The 16,773-nt window shown below is 60.8% G+C and carries 17 protein-coding genes; all 17 read left to right on the forward strand.

Going from position 1 to position 16,773, the window contains the following annotated elements; translation table 11 throughout:
• Positions 1–127: 127 nt before the first annotated feature.
• The 17 genes from SJY33_RS03925 to nuoN all read left to right on the forward strand — a co-directional run bounded on the left by SJY33_RS03925 (position 128) and on the right by nuoN (position 16,754).
• A complete protein-coding gene (locus tag SJY33_RS03925; RefSeq protein WP_379921267.1) occupies positions 128–1,558 on the forward strand; it encodes a coniferyl aldehyde dehydrogenase in 1,431 nt (476 codons plus the stop codon).
• A 142-nt stretch (positions 1,559–1,700) separates the two neighbouring features.
• A complete protein-coding gene (gene ndhC, locus SJY33_RS03930; protein ID WP_379923512.1) occupies positions 1,701–2,075 on the forward strand; it encodes an NADH-quinone oxidoreductase subunit A in 375 nt (124 codons plus the stop codon).
• Complete coding sequence (locus SJY33_RS03935) at positions 2,072–2,650, forward strand: NuoB/complex I 20 kDa subunit family protein (protein WP_379921268.1); 579 nt, start codon at positions 2,072–2,074, stop codon at positions 2,648–2,650. Before ndhC ends, SJY33_RS03935 begins: the two co-directional genes overlap by 4 nt.
• Positions 2,651–2,661: 11 nt before the next feature.
• On the forward strand, positions 2,662–3,453 hold the full coding sequence (locus SJY33_RS03940; RefSeq protein WP_379921269.1) for an NADH-quinone oxidoreductase subunit C: 792 nt from the start codon (positions 2,662–2,664) through the stop codon (positions 3,451–3,453).
• Positions 3,450–4,661: an NADH-quinone oxidoreductase subunit D gene (locus SJY33_RS03945; RefSeq protein ID WP_379921270.1), complete on the forward strand. Its 1,212-nt coding sequence runs from the start codon at positions 3,450–3,452 to the stop codon at positions 4,659–4,661. The genes SJY33_RS03940 and SJY33_RS03945 overlap by 4 nt, the downstream gene beginning before the upstream one ends.
• On the forward strand, positions 4,661–5,329 hold the full coding sequence (gene nuoE, locus SJY33_RS03950) for an NADH-quinone oxidoreductase subunit NuoE (RefSeq protein WP_379921271.1): 669 nt from the start codon (positions 4,661–4,663) through the stop codon (positions 5,327–5,329). Before SJY33_RS03945 ends, nuoE begins: the two co-directional genes overlap by 1 nt.
• A 1-nt stretch (position 5,330) precedes the next feature.
• Entirely contained in the window at positions 5,331–5,474 is a 144-nt protein-coding gene (locus tag SJY33_RS03955; protein ID WP_379921272.1) for a hypothetical protein, read from the forward strand.
• On the forward strand, positions 5,450–5,671 hold the full coding sequence (locus SJY33_RS03960) for a hypothetical protein (protein WP_379921274.1): 222 nt from the start codon (positions 5,450–5,452) through the stop codon (positions 5,669–5,671). Before SJY33_RS03955 ends, SJY33_RS03960 begins: the two co-directional genes overlap by 25 nt.
• Entirely contained in the window at positions 5,658–6,950 is a 1,293-nt protein-coding gene (nuoF, locus tag SJY33_RS03965; RefSeq protein ID WP_379921275.1) for an NADH-quinone oxidoreductase subunit NuoF, read from the forward strand. The genes SJY33_RS03960 and nuoF overlap by 14 nt, the downstream gene beginning before the upstream one ends.
• Entirely contained in the window at positions 6,950–8,965 is a 2,016-nt protein-coding gene (nuoG, locus tag SJY33_RS03970; RefSeq protein ID WP_379921276.1) for an NADH-quinone oxidoreductase subunit NuoG, read from the forward strand. Before nuoF ends, nuoG begins: the two co-directional genes overlap by 1 nt.
• Positions 8,962–10,098, forward strand: coding sequence for an NADH-quinone oxidoreductase subunit NuoH (nuoH, locus tag SJY33_RS03975; protein WP_379921277.1), 1,137 nt, complete (start codon positions 8,962–8,964; stop codon positions 10,096–10,098). The genes nuoG and nuoH overlap by 4 nt, the downstream gene beginning before the upstream one ends.
• A complete protein-coding gene (gene nuoI, locus SJY33_RS03980) occupies positions 10,095–10,583 on the forward strand; it encodes an NADH-quinone oxidoreductase subunit NuoI (protein WP_379921278.1) in 489 nt (162 codons plus the stop codon). The genes nuoH and nuoI overlap by 4 nt, the downstream gene beginning before the upstream one ends.
• A 133-nt stretch (positions 10,584–10,716) precedes the next feature.
• A complete protein-coding gene (locus SJY33_RS03985; RefSeq protein WP_379921279.1) occupies positions 10,717–11,340 on the forward strand; it encodes an NADH-quinone oxidoreductase subunit J in 624 nt (207 codons plus the stop codon).
• On the forward strand, positions 11,337–11,642 hold the full coding sequence (nuoK, locus tag SJY33_RS03990; RefSeq protein WP_379921280.1) for an NADH-quinone oxidoreductase subunit NuoK: 306 nt from the start codon (positions 11,337–11,339) through the stop codon (positions 11,640–11,642). The genes SJY33_RS03985 and nuoK overlap by 4 nt, the downstream gene beginning before the upstream one ends.
• 8 nt (positions 11,643–11,650) lie before the next feature.
• Positions 11,651–13,711, forward strand: coding sequence for an NADH-quinone oxidoreductase subunit L (nuoL, locus tag SJY33_RS03995; RefSeq protein ID WP_379921281.1), 2,061 nt, complete (start codon positions 11,651–11,653; stop codon positions 13,709–13,711).
• Positions 13,712–13,725: 14 nt separating this feature from the next.
• Complete coding sequence (locus tag SJY33_RS04000; protein WP_379921282.1) at positions 13,726–15,276, forward strand: NADH-quinone oxidoreductase subunit M; 1,551 nt, start codon at positions 13,726–13,728, stop codon at positions 15,274–15,276.
• Positions 15,276–16,754: an NADH-quinone oxidoreductase subunit NuoN gene (gene nuoN / locus SJY33_RS04005; protein WP_379921283.1), complete on the forward strand. Its 1,479-nt coding sequence runs from the start codon at positions 15,276–15,278 to the stop codon at positions 16,752–16,754. Before SJY33_RS04000 ends, nuoN begins: the two co-directional genes overlap by 1 nt.
• Positions 16,755–16,773 lie beyond the last annotated feature (19 nt).

Raw genomic sequence — 16,773 nt, forward strand, 5'->3', positions numbered from 1 at the left:
GGGATGTAGTGGTGCGAGGCGTCATTGGCAATCGTGGGCGAGGGCGTTGCGACTTGCCTTGAGGCCACCTTTTGCGCAAAGACAGGTCGCAAATAAAAACGCACCTATGTCCGAACGGGAGAACGACATGGCCGATGACCGCCGCGCTGAACTTGAAGCTCTTCTGGCGCGCCAACGCGCCGCTTTCACCGCCTCTCGGCCAGAAGCCTTGTCGCAGCGCAAGGACAGGGTGCGCCGTGCGATTGCGCTGATCAAGGACCACGGTGATGCCTTTGCCAAGGCGATGAGCGCCGATTTCGGCAATCGGTCTCACGCACAATCGATGTTGACCGATATCGCAACCACAGTGGGTGCGGGCCATTACGCCCTTAAAAACATCGACAACTGGGCAAAACCGGACAAGCGCAAGGTGCAATTTCCGCTGGGCCTTCTGGGAGCGAAGGCCGAGGTTCGCTATGAACCTAAAGGGGTAATCGGCATACTGTCGCCATGGAATTTCCCGCTTCAACTGGCGTTTGGCCCCTTGATGCAGGTGCTGGCCGCAGGCAACCGGGCCATGATCAAGCCGTCTGAATTTACCGAGCGTACCAGCGAATTGATGGCCGAACTTACCGCGCAGTATTTCCAGCCAGAAGAGGTGGCCGTGGTCACCGGTAGTCCGGATGTCGCGGCAGCGTTTTCTTCGCTGCCGTTTGATCATCTGGTCTTCACAGGCTCGACTGCCACCGGTCGCCGGGTGATGCAGGCCGCAGCCGAAAACCTTGTTCCTGTGACACTTGAGCTTGGCGGAAAATCACCTGTTATCATGGGCCGCAGCGCGGATTTTGCCAAGGCTGGCGAACGGATAGCGATTGGCAAGATGATGAACGCAGGCCAGATATGCCTCGCCCCCGACTATCTCATCGTTCCTGAAGACAAGCAGGATGAGGCCGTGGCAGGCATCATCGGCGCAGCAAGCGCAATGTACCCCCGGTTGCTCGACAATGATGATTACGCATCGATCGTGTCGGATCGTCATTTTGAACGGCTGCAAGGCCTGGTCGCGGATGCCAGGGACAAGGGCGCCGAAGTGATCGAGGTCAATCCCGCGGGCGAAGACTTCAGCAATGCCAACCAGCGCAAGATGCCGCTCACGATCCTTAAGAACGTCCGCGATGACATGACGGCCATGCAGGAAGAAATCTTTGGCCCGGTGTTGCCGGTGATGACATATAAAGCGGTCGATCAGGCAGTAGATTATATCAACGACCATGATCGCCCGCTGGGGCTGTATTACTTTGGGCAAGACAACGCCGAACAGGAACGCGTCTTGAACCGGACAATTTCCGGCGGCGTCACGACCAATGATGTGGTGTTCCATGTTTCCATGGATGACCTTCCGTTCGGCGGGGTCGGCCCATCGGGCATGGGAAGCTATCACGCGATCGAAGGCTTCCGCGAATTCAGTCACGGGCGCGCAGTCTATCATCAGCCCAAGATCGACATCGCCAAGCTCAGCGGCATGAAGCCTCCATATGGCAAGACCACCGACAAATCGATTGAACGCATGATGAAGTAGCGCGTTGCGAGGGAAGAGTGCCCTCGCAACGTCTGTTCGATTTCGTGCATCATTCATATAGGGATTTGCCCGAGTCGCAGGCTTGCGCCAGCGGCGCTACACGCTTAGGGCACCCCTCGGGATTAACAGCTTGGACATCGTCGTGATCGATCTCAGCCAGTATCTGCCGATACTGTTATTTGTACTGGTGGCCTTCGGGTTGTCGGTGCTTTTCGTCGTGGCACCGATGGCGGTGTCGCGGCTGACGGGCACGCACAATCCGGACGCTGAAAAGCTGTCCGAATATGAATGCGGTTTCCCCGCATTCGAAGACGCGCGGAGCCAGTTCGATGTCCGCTTCTATCTGGTTGCGATCAGCTTCATCGTTTTCGATCTTGAAGCCGCCTTCCTGTTCCCTTGGGCGGTCAGTCTGGATGTCACGGGGTGGACCGGTTGGGGCGGGATGATGGTGTTCCTGTTCATCCTCGCGGTTGGGCTAGCTTATGAATGGAAGAAAGGGGCGTTGGACTGGGAATGAATACGATCGTTACTCCTCCCCAAGGACTGCCTGACATATCTGCGCTGACAACCGCCAAGGGCGGGGACGTGCGGCAACCGGATGCGTCCTATTTCACTGCGCTGCAGACCGAAGTGAATGACAAGGGCTTCCTCGTCACCTCGACCGAAGATCTGTTCCAGTGGGCGCGCACCGGATCGCTCTGGTGGATGACTTTTGGCCTGGCCTGCTGCGCGGTCGAGATGATCCACGTGAACATGCCCCGTTACGATATGGAGCGTTTCGGCGCCGCGCCGCGCGCGTCTCCGCGCCAGTCGGACGTGATGATTGTTGCAGGTACGCTGTGCAACAAGATGGCGCCGGCGCTGCGCAAGGTCTATGACCAGATGTCCGATCCCAAATATGTGATCAGCATGGGCAGCTGCGCGAACGGCGGCGGCTACTACCATTACTCTTACAGCGTCGTGCGCGGCTGTGACCGGATCGTGCCGGTCGACATCTATGTCCCCGGCTGCCCGCCGACGGCCGAGGCGCTGCTTTACGGCGTCATGCAGCTGCAGCGGAAAATCCGCCGCGTGGGCACGATCGAAAGATAAGGGCGAGCATCATGGCTGTACTCCATTCCGCCCCGAAGTTCGCTTCCAACGAGGGCGTGATCAACGCCATCAGCGAAAGCATCAGCGTGTGGCTCATCAATGCGGTTGAGGCGCATGGTGAGGTGATCTTCCGTGTCCAGCGCGATGCGATTGCGCAGGTGCTGCAAACGCTGCGCGACGAGCACGCGTATCAGCAGCTGATGGAGATCGCCGGAGCCGACTATCCAAGCCGCCCGGAGCGGTTCGAGGTCGTCTACATGCTTCAGAGCCTCACCAAGAACCACCGCGTGATGGTCAAGTGCTCGGCTTCCGAAGATACTCCGGTGCCGACCGTCACCACGCTGTGGCCCAACGCGGGCTGGCTTGAGCGCGAGGTGTTCGACATGTTCGGCGTGACCTTTGCAGGAAACCCCGATCTGCGCCGCATTCTCACGGACTATGGCTTTGAAGGGCACCCGTTCCGCAAGGATTTCCCGATGACGGGTTACACCGAACTGCGTTATTCCGAAGAGGAAAAGCGCGTCGTGTACGAGCCAGTCGAACTCGCGCAAGAAATGCGCAGCTTCGACTTTCTCAGCCCCTGGGAAGGCGCGGATTACGAGCTTCCGGGTGACGAAAAGTCGCGCGGTGCGCCTGACGTTTCCGATCCCAAGACCACGGAAAAGCCCAGCCAGACCGGTGCCGGCCCGAAGGCCGATGAAGCGGCGAGCAAGTCTGTTTCACCCGGTTCGCCCGACCAGAAGGAAACCGGCAAGGACGCGCCTTCGGCACCCGAACCCACCTCGAAGGAGGGCGGACGATGAGCATGCAACTTGAAGAGTCGCCCACCACCGACGGTGAGGTGATTTCCAACTACACGATCAATTTCGGCCCCCAGCACCCGGCCGCCCACGGCGTCTTGCGCATGGTAATGGAGCTGGACGGCGAAGTGATTGAGCGGATCGATCCGCATATCGGGCTGCTTCACCGCGGCACCGAAAAGCTGATCGAACAGAAGACCTATCTCCAGGCGCTGCCATACTTCGATCGGCTCGATTACTGCTCGCCCTTGGCGCAGGAGCATTCCTATGTGCTCGCTATCGAGAAGCTGCTGAACATCGAGGTGCCGATCCGCGCGCAATATCTGCGCGTGCTGTTCGCCGAGCTGACCCGCATCTGCAACCACATGCTCAACATGGGCGCGCACATCCTCGATGTCGGCGCGTTCACGCCGAACCTGTGGATCATGGATCTGCGCGAAGATTGCCTGAACTTCTTCGAACGCGCGAGCGGCGCGCGGATGCACTCTGCCTATTTCCGCCCCGGCGGCGTCCACCAGGATGTGCCGGAAAAGCTGCTGGTGGATATCGGCGACTGGCTCGACAACCGTTTCTTCCAGTTGTTCGAAGACGCGATGAGCCTTGTTACGGACAACCGCATCTTCAAGCAGCGCAACGTCGATATTGCGGTTGTCAGCCGCGAGGACGCGATTGCATGGGGCTTCAGCGGCCCGATGATCCGCGCCGCGGGCATTCCGTGGGATCTGCGCAAGAGCCAACCCTACGATGTTTATGACCGCATGGAATTCGACATTCCGGTCGGGACAAACAGCGATTGCTATGACCGTTTCATGGTGCGCGTAAAGGAAGTCTACGAAAGCGCGAAGATCATCCGCCAGTGCTTGCGCGATATGCCCACCGGGCCGATCGCTTCGACCGACGGCAAGGTCTCGCCCCCCAAGCGCGGTGAGATGAAGCAGTCGATGGAAAGCCTGATCCACCACTTCAAGCTCTACACCGAAGGCTTCCACGTCCCCGCGGGCGAGGTTTACGTGGCGACCGAGAGCCCCAAGGGCGAATTCGGCGTCTATCTCGTCAGCGACGGCACCAACAAGCCCTACCGCTGCAAGATCCGCCCCACGGCCTTCTCGCACCTTCAGGCCATGGACTTCATGTCCAAAGGCCACATGCTGCCCGACGCGACCGCTATTCTGGGCGCGATCGACGTCGTTTTTGGTGAATGTGACAGATAATGGCTGATCGTACCCCCACTCCCGACACTCCCGAACTTCGCGCCCGTTGGGCCGGCTTTGCGTGGACGGCGGAGAACAAGACAACCGCTGATTGGCACATCGCCAAGTACCCGGAGGGCCGCCAGAAATCGGCGGTGATGCCGCTGCTCGATCTCGCCCAGCGGCAGGTCGGTGCGGAGACCGATACGCAAGGCTGGCTGCCGCTGCCGGTGATTGAGTATATCGCCAAGTATCTCGACATGCCGGTGATCCGCGTGCTCGAAGTCGCCAGTTTCTACTTCATGTATAACTTGAAGCCCGTCGGCAAATTCCACGTGCAGGTGTGCGGCACCACGCCGTGCATGTTGCGCGGCTCGGACGACATCATGACCGCCTGCAAAAGCCGCGGCATGGTGAAGGGCGGGATTTCGGCCGATGGGCTGTGGACGCTCACCGAAGTCGAATGCATGGGTAATTGCGCCACCGCGCCGATGGTCCAGATCAACGACGACAACTACGAAGACCTGACGCCCGAGCGTCTGGACGCGGTGCTCGATGCGCTGGCCGCCGGGCAGACGCCCAAGGCCGGGACGCAGGAACCGGGGCGGTACACCTCGGAGCCGTCGGGCGGGCCGACCACGTTAAAGGACATGGTCAGCGCCAACCACGATTATCGGGGCGATTGGTAACGTGACCGGAGCTGTATCCCTTCTTGGCGCGCTGCTGTTAGCGTTTATCGCCTACAAGCTGCTGATGGGTCTGGCACGCGTTGGCGTGATTCTGCTCATCATCGCGGTGCTGGCTGGCCTATGGCAATCGGGAGCGATCGGATGAGCCCGTTAACGCTGGCCTTTGCTGTGCTTGGCCTTTCAGGCTTTGCCTTGGGCGCGATGGTGACCGCGACAGGGTCGTTCGAAATGGGCGTGATCCTGATGGGTCTGGGGCTTATGTTTCAGGTGATTTCGCTGGTGCGGTTGAAGCGCGCCAAATCGAAGGCCAACAACGAAGGAAGCAGCAATGCTCGCGGATAAGGACCGCATCTTCACCAATGTCTACGGGTTCCAGGATTGGGGCCTCAAGGCAGCGCAGACGCGCGGCGACTGGGATGACACCAAGGCGCTGCTCGCGCGCGGGCAGGATGCGATCATCGAGGAGATCAAGGCCTCGGGTCTGCGCGGACGGGGTGGGGCGGGCTTCCCGACCGGGCTGAAATGGTCGTTCATGCCCAAGGAATCGCGGGACGGACGCCCGAGCTTCCTCGTCATCAACGCCGATGAATCCGAACCCGGTTCCTGCAAGGATCGCGAGATCCTGCGCCACGATCCGCACAAGCTGATCGAAGGCGCGCTGGTTGCCGGTTTCGCGATGCGTGCGCGCGCCGCCTACATCTACGTGCGCGGTGAATATATCCGGGAAGCCGAAACCCTGCAGAAGGCCATTGGCGAGGCGTATGACGCCGGCTTGATCGGCAAGAACGCCTGCGGTTCTGACTATGATTTCGACGTTTTCATGCACCGCGGCGCGGGCGCTTACATCTGCGGCGAAGAAACCGCGATGATCGAAAGCCTCGAAGGCAAGAAGGGCCAGCCGCGCCTCAAGCCCCCGTTCCCGGCGGGCGCGGGTCTGTATGGCTGCCCCACGACCGTCAACAACGTTGAAAGCATCGCGGTCGCGCCTACGATCCTGCGGCGCGGCGCTTCGTGGTTCAGCAGCTTCGGGCGCGAGAACAACAAGGGCACCAAGCTATTCCAGATCAGCGGCCACGTGAACAAGCCCTGCGTGGTCGAGGAAGCGATGAGCATCAGCTTTGAAGAGCTGATCGAAAAGCACTGCGGCGGCATTCGCGGCGGGTGGGACAATCTGCTGGCGGTGATTCCCGGCGGCTCGTCCGTGCCGCTGGTGCCGGCGGCGCAAATCCGCAACGCGCCGATGGATTTCGACGGGCTGAAGGAACTGGGCTCGGGCCTCGGCACCGCGGCGGTCATCGTCATGGACAAGTCGACCGACATCGTCCGCGCGATCAGCCGCCTCAGCTATTTCTACAAGCATGAAAGCTGCGGCCAATGCACCCCCTGCCGCGAAGGCACAGGCTGGATGTGGCGCATGATGGAGCGCCTGCGTACCGGCGATGCGGCGATCGAAGAAATCGACATGCTGCAGGAAGTCACCAAGCAGGTCGAAGGCCACACCATCTGCGCACTCGGCGACGCGGCGGCATGGCCGATCCAGGGTCTGATCCGCCACTTCCGCCCGGAGCTGGAGCGCCGGATTCACGAACACAACGCGCAATTCCAAGAGGCCGCCGAGTAATGCCCAAGGTCACCGTAGACGGTCAGGAAATCGAGGTCCCGGCGGGCGCGACTGTGTTGCAGGCGTGCGAGCTGGCGGGCAAGGAAATCCCGCGTTTCTGCTATCACGAACGCCTCAGCATCGCGGGCAATTGCCGCATGTGTCTGGTCGAAGTGAAGCCCGGGCCGCCCAAGCCGCAGGCGTCGTGCGCGCTGCCGGCCGCTGACGGTCAGGAAATCCGCACCGACTCGCCCATGGTCAAGAAGGCCCGCGAAGGGGTGATGGAGTTCCTGCTCATCAACCACCCGCTCGATTGCCCGATCTGCGATCAGGGCGGCGAGTGCGATCTGCAGGATCAGGCGGTCGCCTATGGCCGCGGTGGCTCGCGCTATCACGAGCACAAGCGCGCTGTGACCGAAAAGAACATGGGCCCGCTGATCAAGACGATCATGACCCGCTGCATTCATTGCACCCGCTGCGTGCGGTTCTCCGAAGAGATCGCCGGCGTGGACGAAATCGGCGCGCTGTACCGCGGCGAGGACATGCAGATCACGACCTATCTCGAACAGGCGGCTTCGCACGAGCTTTCGGCGAATGTCATCGATCTGTGCCCGGTCGGTGCGTTGACCTCGCGCCCCTATGCTTTCGAGGCGCGGCCGTGGGAATTGAAGAAGACGCTCAGCATCGATGTGTCCGACGCGGTCGGCGCGAACATCACGCTCCATTCCAAGGGCCGCGAAGTGCTGCGCGCGCTGCCGCGCGTCAATGACGACGTCAACGAAGAGTGGCTGTCGGACAAGGGCCGCTATCAGGTCGACGGTTTGACCAAGCGCCGCCTGGACCGCGTGTGGGTGCGCCGCGATGGCCGGTTGCAACCTGCCGATTGGGCGCAGGCTTTCGGCATGATCGCGGGCGCTCTGCAAAACGACAAGGCTAGCATCGCGGCGGTCGCGGGCGATCTGCTCGATGCCGAGACGATGTTCGCCGCCAAGGCGCTGGTCAACGCCTGCGGATCGCAGCTCACCGAAGCGCGCCAGACCGGCATGACCTATGACGTGTCGAACCTCGCGGCGGTGAACTTCAACTCGACCTTCGCCGGGATCGAGACCGCTGACGTCATCCTGATCGTGGGCAGCAATGTGCGCTGGGATGCCGCGCTGCTCAATGTCCGTCTGCGCAAGGCGGTGAAGGGCGGGGCGAAGGTCTTCATCGTCGGCCCACACTGGGACCCGACTTACCCGGCGACCTTCCTCGGCAGCGATCTCGGCATTCTTGGCCGGCTTCCGCAGGAGCTGCGCGATGCGATGACCGGGGCCGAGCGTCCGGCGGTAATCCTCGGCGCAGGCGCGATTGCCAAGGGCGCGCTGCCCGCAGCGCTCGGGCTGGTGAGCGAATTCGGCCTGGTCAAGGATGGCTGGAACGGCTTCAATGTGCTCCACATCTCGGCGGCGCGGATGGCCTCGCTGATGCTCGGCTTCACGCTTCCGGGCGGGATGGGCGACATCGCGGCGTCCGCGCCCAAGGTGCTGCTCAGCCTCGGCGCGGACGAGATGGACTATGCGCCCTACGCGGGCTCGCTAAAGGTCTATATCGGCCACCACGGCGACAAGGGCGCGCATCACGCCGACATCATCCTTCCGGGCGCATCCTACGCCGAGAAGGACGGGACCTACGTCAACACCGAGGGCCGCGTGCAGTTCGCCGAAAAGGCAGTCTTCGCCCCCGGCGATGCGCGTGAAGATTGGACGATCCTGCGCGCGCTCGCAGACAGCCTGGGCGTCACCGTCGGCTTCGACAGCTTCGGCGAATTGCAGGCGAAGATGATCGCCGCAGTGCCGGCGCTGGGCGAGGAAGGGCTGGCCGATTATGGCGCGCTTCCCGCAGCGAGCGGCGATGCAAAGGCCGAAGGCGAGATTGTCGGCTACCCGATCAAGGATTTCTACCTCACCAACCCGATCGCCCGTGCGAGCGCGGTGATGCAGCAATGTTCGGCCGAACTGCTCCACGGGACGGACGTGAAGGAGGCCGCGGAATGACCGACTTCTTCCAATCGCTCGGCCTCAGCTACGAATGGGCCTGGACCGTCGCGACGCTGACCGGGATCATTGTGATCTCGCTGCTCGTGATGTTCAGCGTCGCCATGGTGATCTATGTCGACCGCAAGGTGCTGGGCGCGATCATGATGCGGCGCGGGCCCAACGTGGTCGGGCCGTTCGGCCTGCTGCAGTCCTTCGCGGACGGCCTGAAGGTGTTCCTGCAGGAAACGATCATTCCATCGGCTGCGAACAAGGGCATCTTCCTGCTCGCGCCGATCATCACCTTCACCGTCGCACTCGCGGCTTGGGCGGTGATCCCGTTCTCGGCCGGCGTGGTGCTGGCCGATATCAACGTGGGCCTGCTTTACATCCTCGCGATCTCCTCGATGGGGGTTTACGGCGTGGTGATGAGCGGGTGGGCGTCGAACTCCAAGTATCCGTTTTTCTCCGCGATGCGCGCGTCGGCGCAGATGATCTCCTACGAAGTGTCGATCGGCTTCGTGCTGGTGTGCGTGGTGCTGTTTGCCGGCACCTTTAACATGAGCGGCATCGTCAACGCGCAGCAGGGCTTCGGGCTCGGCTTCATCAACGCCTATGTCGTGCACCCGCTGCTGTTCCCGATGTGGGTGGTCTTCTTCATCTCGGCGCTGGCGGAAACCGCGCGCGCACCGTTCGACCTCACCGAAGCGGAAAGCGAGCTCGTCGCGGGCTACCAGACAGAATATTCGTCGATGAGCTTCGCGCTGTTCTGGCTCGGCGAATATGCCAACATCCTGCTGATGTGCTCGCTGAACACGTTGCTGTTCTGGGGCGGGTGGCTGCCGCCGGTCGACTGGGCACCGCTGTATCTGGTGCCGGGGATCATCTGGTTCCTGCTCAAGACCTTCATGTTCTTCTTCATGTTCAGCTGGATCTGGGCGACCGTGCCGCGGTATCGCTATGACCAGCTGATGCGTCTGGGCTGGAAGGTGTTCCTGCCGATGAGCCTGCTGTTTGTGGCGGCGACCAGCGGCTACCTGATGGCGACAGGGCATTTCGATCGCCCGGCCGTCAATCCGGCAGCGCCCGCCACCGCCAATGATTTCGTTCAAACCACCCCTGCGCAGCCGACCGCTGTGGAAGGCCAGTCATGACATCCGTTTCGCATCTCATCAAATCGTTCACGTTGTGGGAATTCCTCAAGGCGCACGCCTTGACGCTCAAGTATTTCTTCAAGCCCAAGGTGACGATCAACTACCCCTTCGAGAAGGCCCCGCTCTCGCCCCGCTTCCGCGGCGAGCACGCGCTGCGGCGGTATCCGAACGGCGAGGAGCGCTGCATCGCGTGCAAGCTATGCGAGGCCGTGTGCCCTGCGCAGGCGATCACCATCGAAAGCGAACCACGTGAGGACGGCAGCCGCCGCACCACCCGCTACGATATCGACATGACCAAGTGCATCTATTGCGGTTTCTGTCAGGAAGCCTGTCCGGTGGATGCTGTCGTTGAGGGTCCGAACTTCGAATACGCCACCGAAACCCGCGAGGAGCTGCTGTATGACAAGGCAAAGCTGCTCGCGAATGGTGACAAATGGGAGCGGGCCATTGCAGCCAACCTTGAAGCCGACGCGCCCTACCGCTAGGGCGCGCCGGACATAACAGAACACCGCTTGGGCTGCGCCTCTTGCAACGCCTTGGCACGCAGACTTTGGGATCACTAAGGACGGCTCTCGGATCGGCCCGCATCGCGGGTAGGACCGAAGGACGGGGACCAACATGATACAGGCCATTGCCTTCTATTTCTTCGCGACAATTGTCGTCGCCAGCGCTGTGATGGTCGTCATGGCGCGTAACCCCGTGCACTCGGTGCTGTGGCTCATCCTGACGTTTTTCAACGCAGCTGGCCTGATGGTGCTGGTTGGCGCGGAGTTCATCGCGATGCTGCTGGTGATCGTCTACGTAGGCGCGGTTGCGGTGCTGTTCCTGTTCGTCGTGATGATGCTCGACATTGATTTTGCCGCAATGCGCGCTGGGTTCAGCCGCAATGCGCCGCTGGGATTGTTGATCGCTGCAGTGCTCCTGGCTGAGCTGTTGCTGGCGGTTGGCGCTTACAACGCTGGCGGCCTTTCACTCGGGTCGCCTGATGGGGCGGCGATGCAGGCAGCAGACAGATCGAATATCCAAGCGCTCGGCGCTCTGCTTTATGGCAGGTATATCGCGCTGTTCGAGATCGCAGGTATCATCCTGCTGGTAGCGATGATCGGCGCGATCGTGCTGACCTTCCAACCCCCCAAGGCCGGTGCCCGCGCACGTCAGGATGTGGGCAAGCAGATCCGCCGGCGTCCCGAAGATGCCACTGTGATGAAGAACCCGGAGATCGGGCAGGGGGTCGAATTGTGATCGGCGTCGAACATTATCTTACGGTGGGCGCGATCCTGTTCGTGCTCGGCGTGTTGGGGATCTTCCTCAATCGCAAGAACGTGATTGTCATTCTCATGGCGATTGAGCTGATCCTGTTGGCTGTGAACCTCAACCTTGTCGCGTTCAGCGCATTTATGCAGGATCTGGTGGGCCAAGTGTTTGCGATGCTGGTGCTGACCGTTGCCGCGGCGGAGGCTGCCATCGGGCTGGCCATTCTGGTGATCTATTTCCGCACACGCGGTTCCATTGCGGTTGATGATATCAACCGGATGAAGGGCTAGGGCTTCCCGTGCAGAACATCCTAATAATTGTTTTCGCGCCGCTGCTTGCCGCCCTGATCGCAGGGCTGGGCAACCGCATGATCGGCAATGTCGCAGCCAAGTCTGTCACCACGGGCGCGCTCATCCTTTCTGCCGGTCTGAGCTGGCCGATTTTTCTGGGCTTTCTCAGCGGTAGCGAAACGGCAGCTGTCGTGCCGGTTATGAAGTGGGTCGAAAGCGGAACGCTTAGTTTTGATTGGGCCCTGCGGGTCGATACGCTGACAGCGATCATGCTGGTGGTCATCAATTCGGTCTCCGCGCTCGTCCACCTGTATTCGTGGGGATACATGGAGGAAGATCCCGATCAGCCGCGGTTCTTCGCGTATCTTTCGCTCTTCACGTTCGCGATGCTGATGCTGGTGACTGCGGATAATCTGGTCCAGATGTTCTTCGGTTGGGAAGGCGTCGGCCTTGCCTCCTACCTTCTGATCGGTTTCTGGTTCCGCAAGCCGAGTGCAGGTGCTGCTGCAATCAAGGCTTTCGTGGTCAACCGCGTCGGCGATCTGGGCTTCATGCTCGGCATTTTCGGCACGTATCTGGTGTTCCAGACGACCTCGATCCCCGAAATCCTCGCCGCGGCGCCCGCTCTAAGCGGTTCGACGATCACCTTTGTCGGCATGCGCCTCTACACGATGGACATTCTGTGCATCCTTCTGTTCATCGGGGCGATGGGGAAGTCGGCGCAGCTTGGCCTGCACACCTGGCTGCCGGACGCGATGGAAGGTCCGACGCCGGTTTCCGCGCTGATCCACGCCGCGACCATGGTGACCGCGGGTGTGTTCATGCTGTGCCGCCTGTCGCCGATGTTCGAAACTGCGCCGACTGCGCTGATGATCGTCACCATCGTGGGCGCTGCCACTTGCTTCTTTGCCGCCACAATCGGCACGACGCAGTGGGACATCAAGCGCGTCATCGCTTATTCGACCTGTTCGCAGCTCGGTTACATGTTCTTCGCCGCCGGTGTCGGCGCCTATGGCGCGGCGATGTTCCACCTGTTCACGCACGCCTTCTTCAAGGCGCTGCTGTTCTTGGGAGCGGGCTCGGTCATTCATGCGATGCACCACGAACAGGACATGCGTTACTATGGCGGGCTGCGTAAGCATATCCCGTTCACCTTCTACGCGATGCTGGCCGGCACGCTGGCGATCACGGGCCTCGGCGTCTACCACCTTGGTGTTGGCTTTGCGGGCTTCTGGTCGAAGGATGCGATCCTTGAAGTCGCGTTTGCACGAGGCAATGGTGCAGGGCAGTTTGCCTTCTGGGCGGGCGCCATCGCAGCCTTGCTGACCAGCTTTTATTCGTGGCGCCTGATGTTCCTGACATTCTGGGGCAAACCGCGCTGGGCGCAGTCGGAGCATATCCAGCACGCGGTTCACGATGGGCATCACGATTCCGATCACGGCAACGCACCGCGCCAGGAAAACGCTGGCCACGATGCGGTTCATGATGTGCCATCACCAAACGATCATGAGGGCACAGCCGGGTATCACCCGCATGAAAGCCCTATCTCGATGCTGCTTCCATTGGGCCTTCTGACCATCGGCGCAATTGCAGCCGGTCAAGTCTTTGCGCCCGCATTCCTCGACAGTGCAGCCTTCTGGGGCGAGTCGATTTTCTACAACGAGGATCTGATCCATGCGATGCATGCGGTGCCCTATTGGGTGAAGTATACCGCGTTGATCGTCATGCTGATTGGGCTGGCCGGCGCCTATGTGGCTTACATCGCCAAACCCGATCTTCCTGGGCGTTTTGTTGCTACCTTCGGTGCCCTTCACAACTTCGTCTACCGCAAGTGGTACTTCGACGAGTTGTATGCCGCGATCTTCGTCAAGCCAGCTTTCTGGCTTGGCCGGAAGTTCTGGAAGCTTGGCGATGTCGGTACGATTGATCGCTTTGGCCCCAACGGCATTGCCTGGGTGGTTGAACGCAGTGCGGGTGCCGCACGATCGATCCAGTCGGGCTACGTCTACACCTATGCGTTGATCATGCTGCTCGGGCTGGTCGCTGCTATCACTTTTGTTCTGCTTTAGGAGCGCGCTTCTCAATGGAAGGCCTTCCCATCCTGTCGCTGATGATGCTCGTGCCGCTTGCCGGTGCGGCGGCGTGTCTTTTTTCCGGCGCGGCCGCGGCCCGTTGGATTGCGCTGGCGGCGACGCTTGTCACTTTCGTGTTCGGTATTGTGCTCTGGTCCGGCTATCAGATCGGCGGCGCGCAGTGGCAATTCACCGAACGGGCCGAACTGTTTGCCGGTTTCAGCTATGCGCTGGGCATCGACGGGATCGCGCTGATGCTCATTATGCTCAGCGTTTTCCTGATGCCGATTTGCATTCTGGCAAGCTGGGATTCCGTGCAGAAGCGCGTAGGGGAATACATGGCCGCGTTTCTGTTCATGGAAACGCTGATGATCGGCACCTTCGCGGCGCAGGATCTGTTCCTGTTCTACGTCTTCTTCGAGGCGGGCCTCATCCCGATGTATCTGATTATCGGGGTGTGGGGCGGGGACAACCGCATCTACGCGAGCTATAAGTTCTTCCTCTATACGCTGCTCGGGTCGGTGTTGATGCTGATTGCGATGTTCTGGATGGTCGCCGAAGCTGGCACCTCGGACATCCCGACGCTGATGCAATACAGTTTCCCGCCAGCGGCGCAGACCTGGCTCTGGCTCGCCTTTTTTGCGAGCTTCGCGGTCAAGGTGCCGATGTGGCCGCTGCACACCTGGCTGCCCGATGCCCACGTGCAGGCACCAACTGCCGGATCGGTAATTTTGGCAGGTGTCCTGCTGAAGCTCGGCGGCTACGGCTTCATCCGGTTCAGCCTGCCGATGTTCCCTGAAGCCTCGGCGCAGTTCGCGTGGCTGGTGTTCACGCTGTCGATGATCGCAGTGGTCTACACCTCGCTGGTGGCACTGGTGCAGACCGACATGAAGAAGCTGATCGCCTATTCTTCGGTGGCGCACATGGCGATCGTCACGGTCGGGCTGTTCGCCTTTAACGTGCAGGGGCTTGAAGGCGCGATGATCGTGATGCTCAGCCACGGCCTCGTCTCGGGCGCGCTGTTTCTGTGCGTCGGCGTGATCTACGACCGGCTGCACACCCGCGAGATCGCGCGGTATGGCGGCCTTGCGATCAACATGCCTTATTACGCGCTGTTCTTCCTGCTGTTCACCATGGCAAGCATTGGCTTGCCGGGCACCAGCGGGTTCGTTGGCGAGTTCCTGTCGCTTGCGGGCATCTACCAGACGTCGAGCTTAGTCGCGCTGATCTGCACCACAGGGATCATCCTAGGGGCGGCCTACATGCTTTACCTGTACCGCCGCGTGGCGTTTGGCGGACAGGTGAACGAAGACGCTGCGGCCATGCGCGACATCTCCGCACGTGAATGGGTCATGATGGCTCCTATTGCTGCTGCGGTGCTGTGGATGGGTGTCTATCCCGAAAGCTTCCTGGCGCCGATGCGCGCTGACATCGCCGTGCTTGATGCGCGGCTCGCAGCGGCCGCACCGGCGGGCGACGCTGCCTTGGCCGCGGGCGCGCCCCGTGCCGGTGCCGCGAACGCGATGCCTGAACATTCGAGCGCCGAGGAGGGCGCGCACTAATGGAATTCGCTGCTTCTTTCGCGTTCTTGACGCCGGAACTCATCCTGATCGGCGCCGGTCTCGTGTTGTTGCTTGTTGCCGCTTGGGGCGGGGACAAGGCTGCGCGTCCGATCGCCGTTGCTGCTGCGTCGGCGTTGTTTGCCGCGGGCATGTTTCTGGTGCCGGGTCTGCATACTGGCGGGGAAGGTCCGGCAACGCTGGCCTTTGGCGGTTTGTTCAAGATTGACAGCTTTGCCTTGTTTGCCAAAGCATTGATCTATCTTGCTGCGATTGCGGCGCTGATGATCGCTCCGGCATTCTTTGGCGGCCTTACGGTCGGGCCTGAACGGGGAATGCGCGCGGAATACCCGGTCTTGATCCTGTTTGCGGCCGTGGGCATGAGCATCATGGTCTCCGCCAATGATTTCATGAGCCTGTACCTCGGGCTCGAACTGAACAGCCTGTCGGCTTACGTTCTGGCTGCAATCCTGCGGCGCGATGCACGCTCGGGTGAGGCCGGGCTCAAGTACTTCGTGCTTGGTGCATTGGCATCAGGCATTCTGCTTTACGGCATGAGCCTGCTGTACGGTTTCACAGGCGGTACCTCCTTCGCGGCCGTTCGTGCTGGATTGACGGGGCAAATGGGAACCGGCGCGTTGTTCGGTGTGATCTTCGTGCTCTCAGGTCTGGCCTTCAAGGTTTCGGCGGTGCCGTTTCATATGTGGACGCCAGACGTTTATGAAGGCGCTCCGACGCCCGTGACAGCGTTCTTTGCCACAGCGCCGAAAGTTGCTGCGGTTGCCCTTCTGGCACGCGTCGTGTTCGAGGTGTTCGGCGCGCAGGTTGCCGCGTGGCAGCAGATCGTGATGTTCATGGCGCTGGCGTCGATCATTTTTGGCGCGCTGGGTGCAATCGGTCAGGAAAACCTGAAACGACTGCTCGCCTATTCGTCGATCAACAATGTCGGCTTCATCTTACTGGGGCTGGCCGTCGCAAATGCCGCTGGGGCGAGCGCGATGCTGGTCTATCTGTTCATCTACGTCGTGATGAGCATTGGCAGTTTCGTCGCGCTTCTCATGTTGCGCGGCGAAAACGGTGCGCTGTATGAAACGTTTGCCGATATCCGCGGTCTGTCCGTAACCCAGCCGGCCATTGCGTGGGCTCTGCTGGTGTTTATGTTCAGCTTGGCGGGCATCCCACCGCTGCTCGGCTTCTACAGCAAATTCGTGGTGTTTCAGGCGACGATTGAAGCCGATCTGGTCGTTTTTGGCGCCATCGCCATCGCGGCCAGTGTCATCGGCGCATTCTACTATATCAAGTTCGTCAAGGTGATGTTCTTCGACGAACCAGCAGGTGTGGTAACAGGAAAGAGCGGCGCAGCCCATTGGGTACTTCTGGGAATCACGGCCCTGATCGTATCTCCTCTTGGCTACTTGCTCACCCCGTCCTTGTCGGATCTGGCGAACAAGGCAGCTGCCTCGCTGTTTCTGACGGTTTGACGAATACCTCGACCATCCA

Origin of the sequence: Erythrobacter sp. R86502, assembly GCF_042466465.1 — a bacterium.
In the GTDB taxonomy this organism is placed as follows: domain Bacteria; phylum Pseudomonadota; class Alphaproteobacteria; order Sphingomonadales; family Sphingomonadaceae; genus Erythrobacter.

Bases quoted from the DNA above. Each gene is read 5' to 3' on its own strand.
- nuoH (WP_379921277.1), top strand. From the start codon at position 8,962: ATGACCGACTTCTTCCAATCGCTCGGCCTCAGCTACGAATGGGCCTGG.
- SJY33_RS03945 (WP_379921270.1), top strand. From the start codon at position 3,450: ATGAGCATGCAACTTGAAGAGTCGCCCACCACCGACGGTGAGGTGATT.
- nuoI (WP_379921278.1), top strand. From the start codon at position 10,095: ATGACATCCGTTTCGCATCTCATCAAATCGTTCACGTTGTGGGAATTC.
- SJY33_RS03985 (WP_379921279.1), top strand. From the start codon at position 10,717: ATGATACAGGCCATTGCCTTCTATTTCTTCGCGACAATTGTCGTCGCC.
- SJY33_RS04000 (WP_379921282.1), top strand. From the start codon at position 13,726: ATGGAAGGCCTTCCCATCCTGTCGCTGATGATGCTCGTGCCGCTTGCC.
- SJY33_RS03960 (WP_379921274.1), top strand. From the start codon at position 5,450: ATGGCAATCGGGAGCGATCGGATGAGCCCGTTAACGCTGGCCTTTGCT.
- nuoN (WP_379921283.1), top strand. From the start codon at position 15,276: ATGGAATTCGCTGCTTCTTTCGCGTTCTTGACGCCGGAACTCATCCTG.
- SJY33_RS03940 (WP_379921269.1), top strand. From the start codon at position 2,662: ATGGCTGTACTCCATTCCGCCCCGAAGTTCGCTTCCAACGAGGGCGTG.
- nuoE (WP_379921271.1), top strand. From the start codon at position 4,661: ATGGCTGATCGTACCCCCACTCCCGACACTCCCGAACTTCGCGCCCGT.
- nuoG (WP_379921276.1), top strand. From the start codon at position 6,950: ATGCCCAAGGTCACCGTAGACGGTCAGGAAATCGAGGTCCCGGCGGGC.
- SJY33_RS03935 (WP_379921268.1), top strand. From the start codon at position 2,072: ATGAATACGATCGTTACTCCTCCCCAAGGACTGCCTGACATATCTGCG.
- nuoF (WP_379921275.1), top strand. From the start codon at position 5,658: ATGCTCGCGGATAAGGACCGCATCTTCACCAATGTCTACGGGTTCCAG.
- SJY33_RS03925 (WP_379921267.1), top strand. From the start codon at position 128: ATGGCCGATGACCGCCGCGCTGAACTTGAAGCTCTTCTGGCGCGCCAA.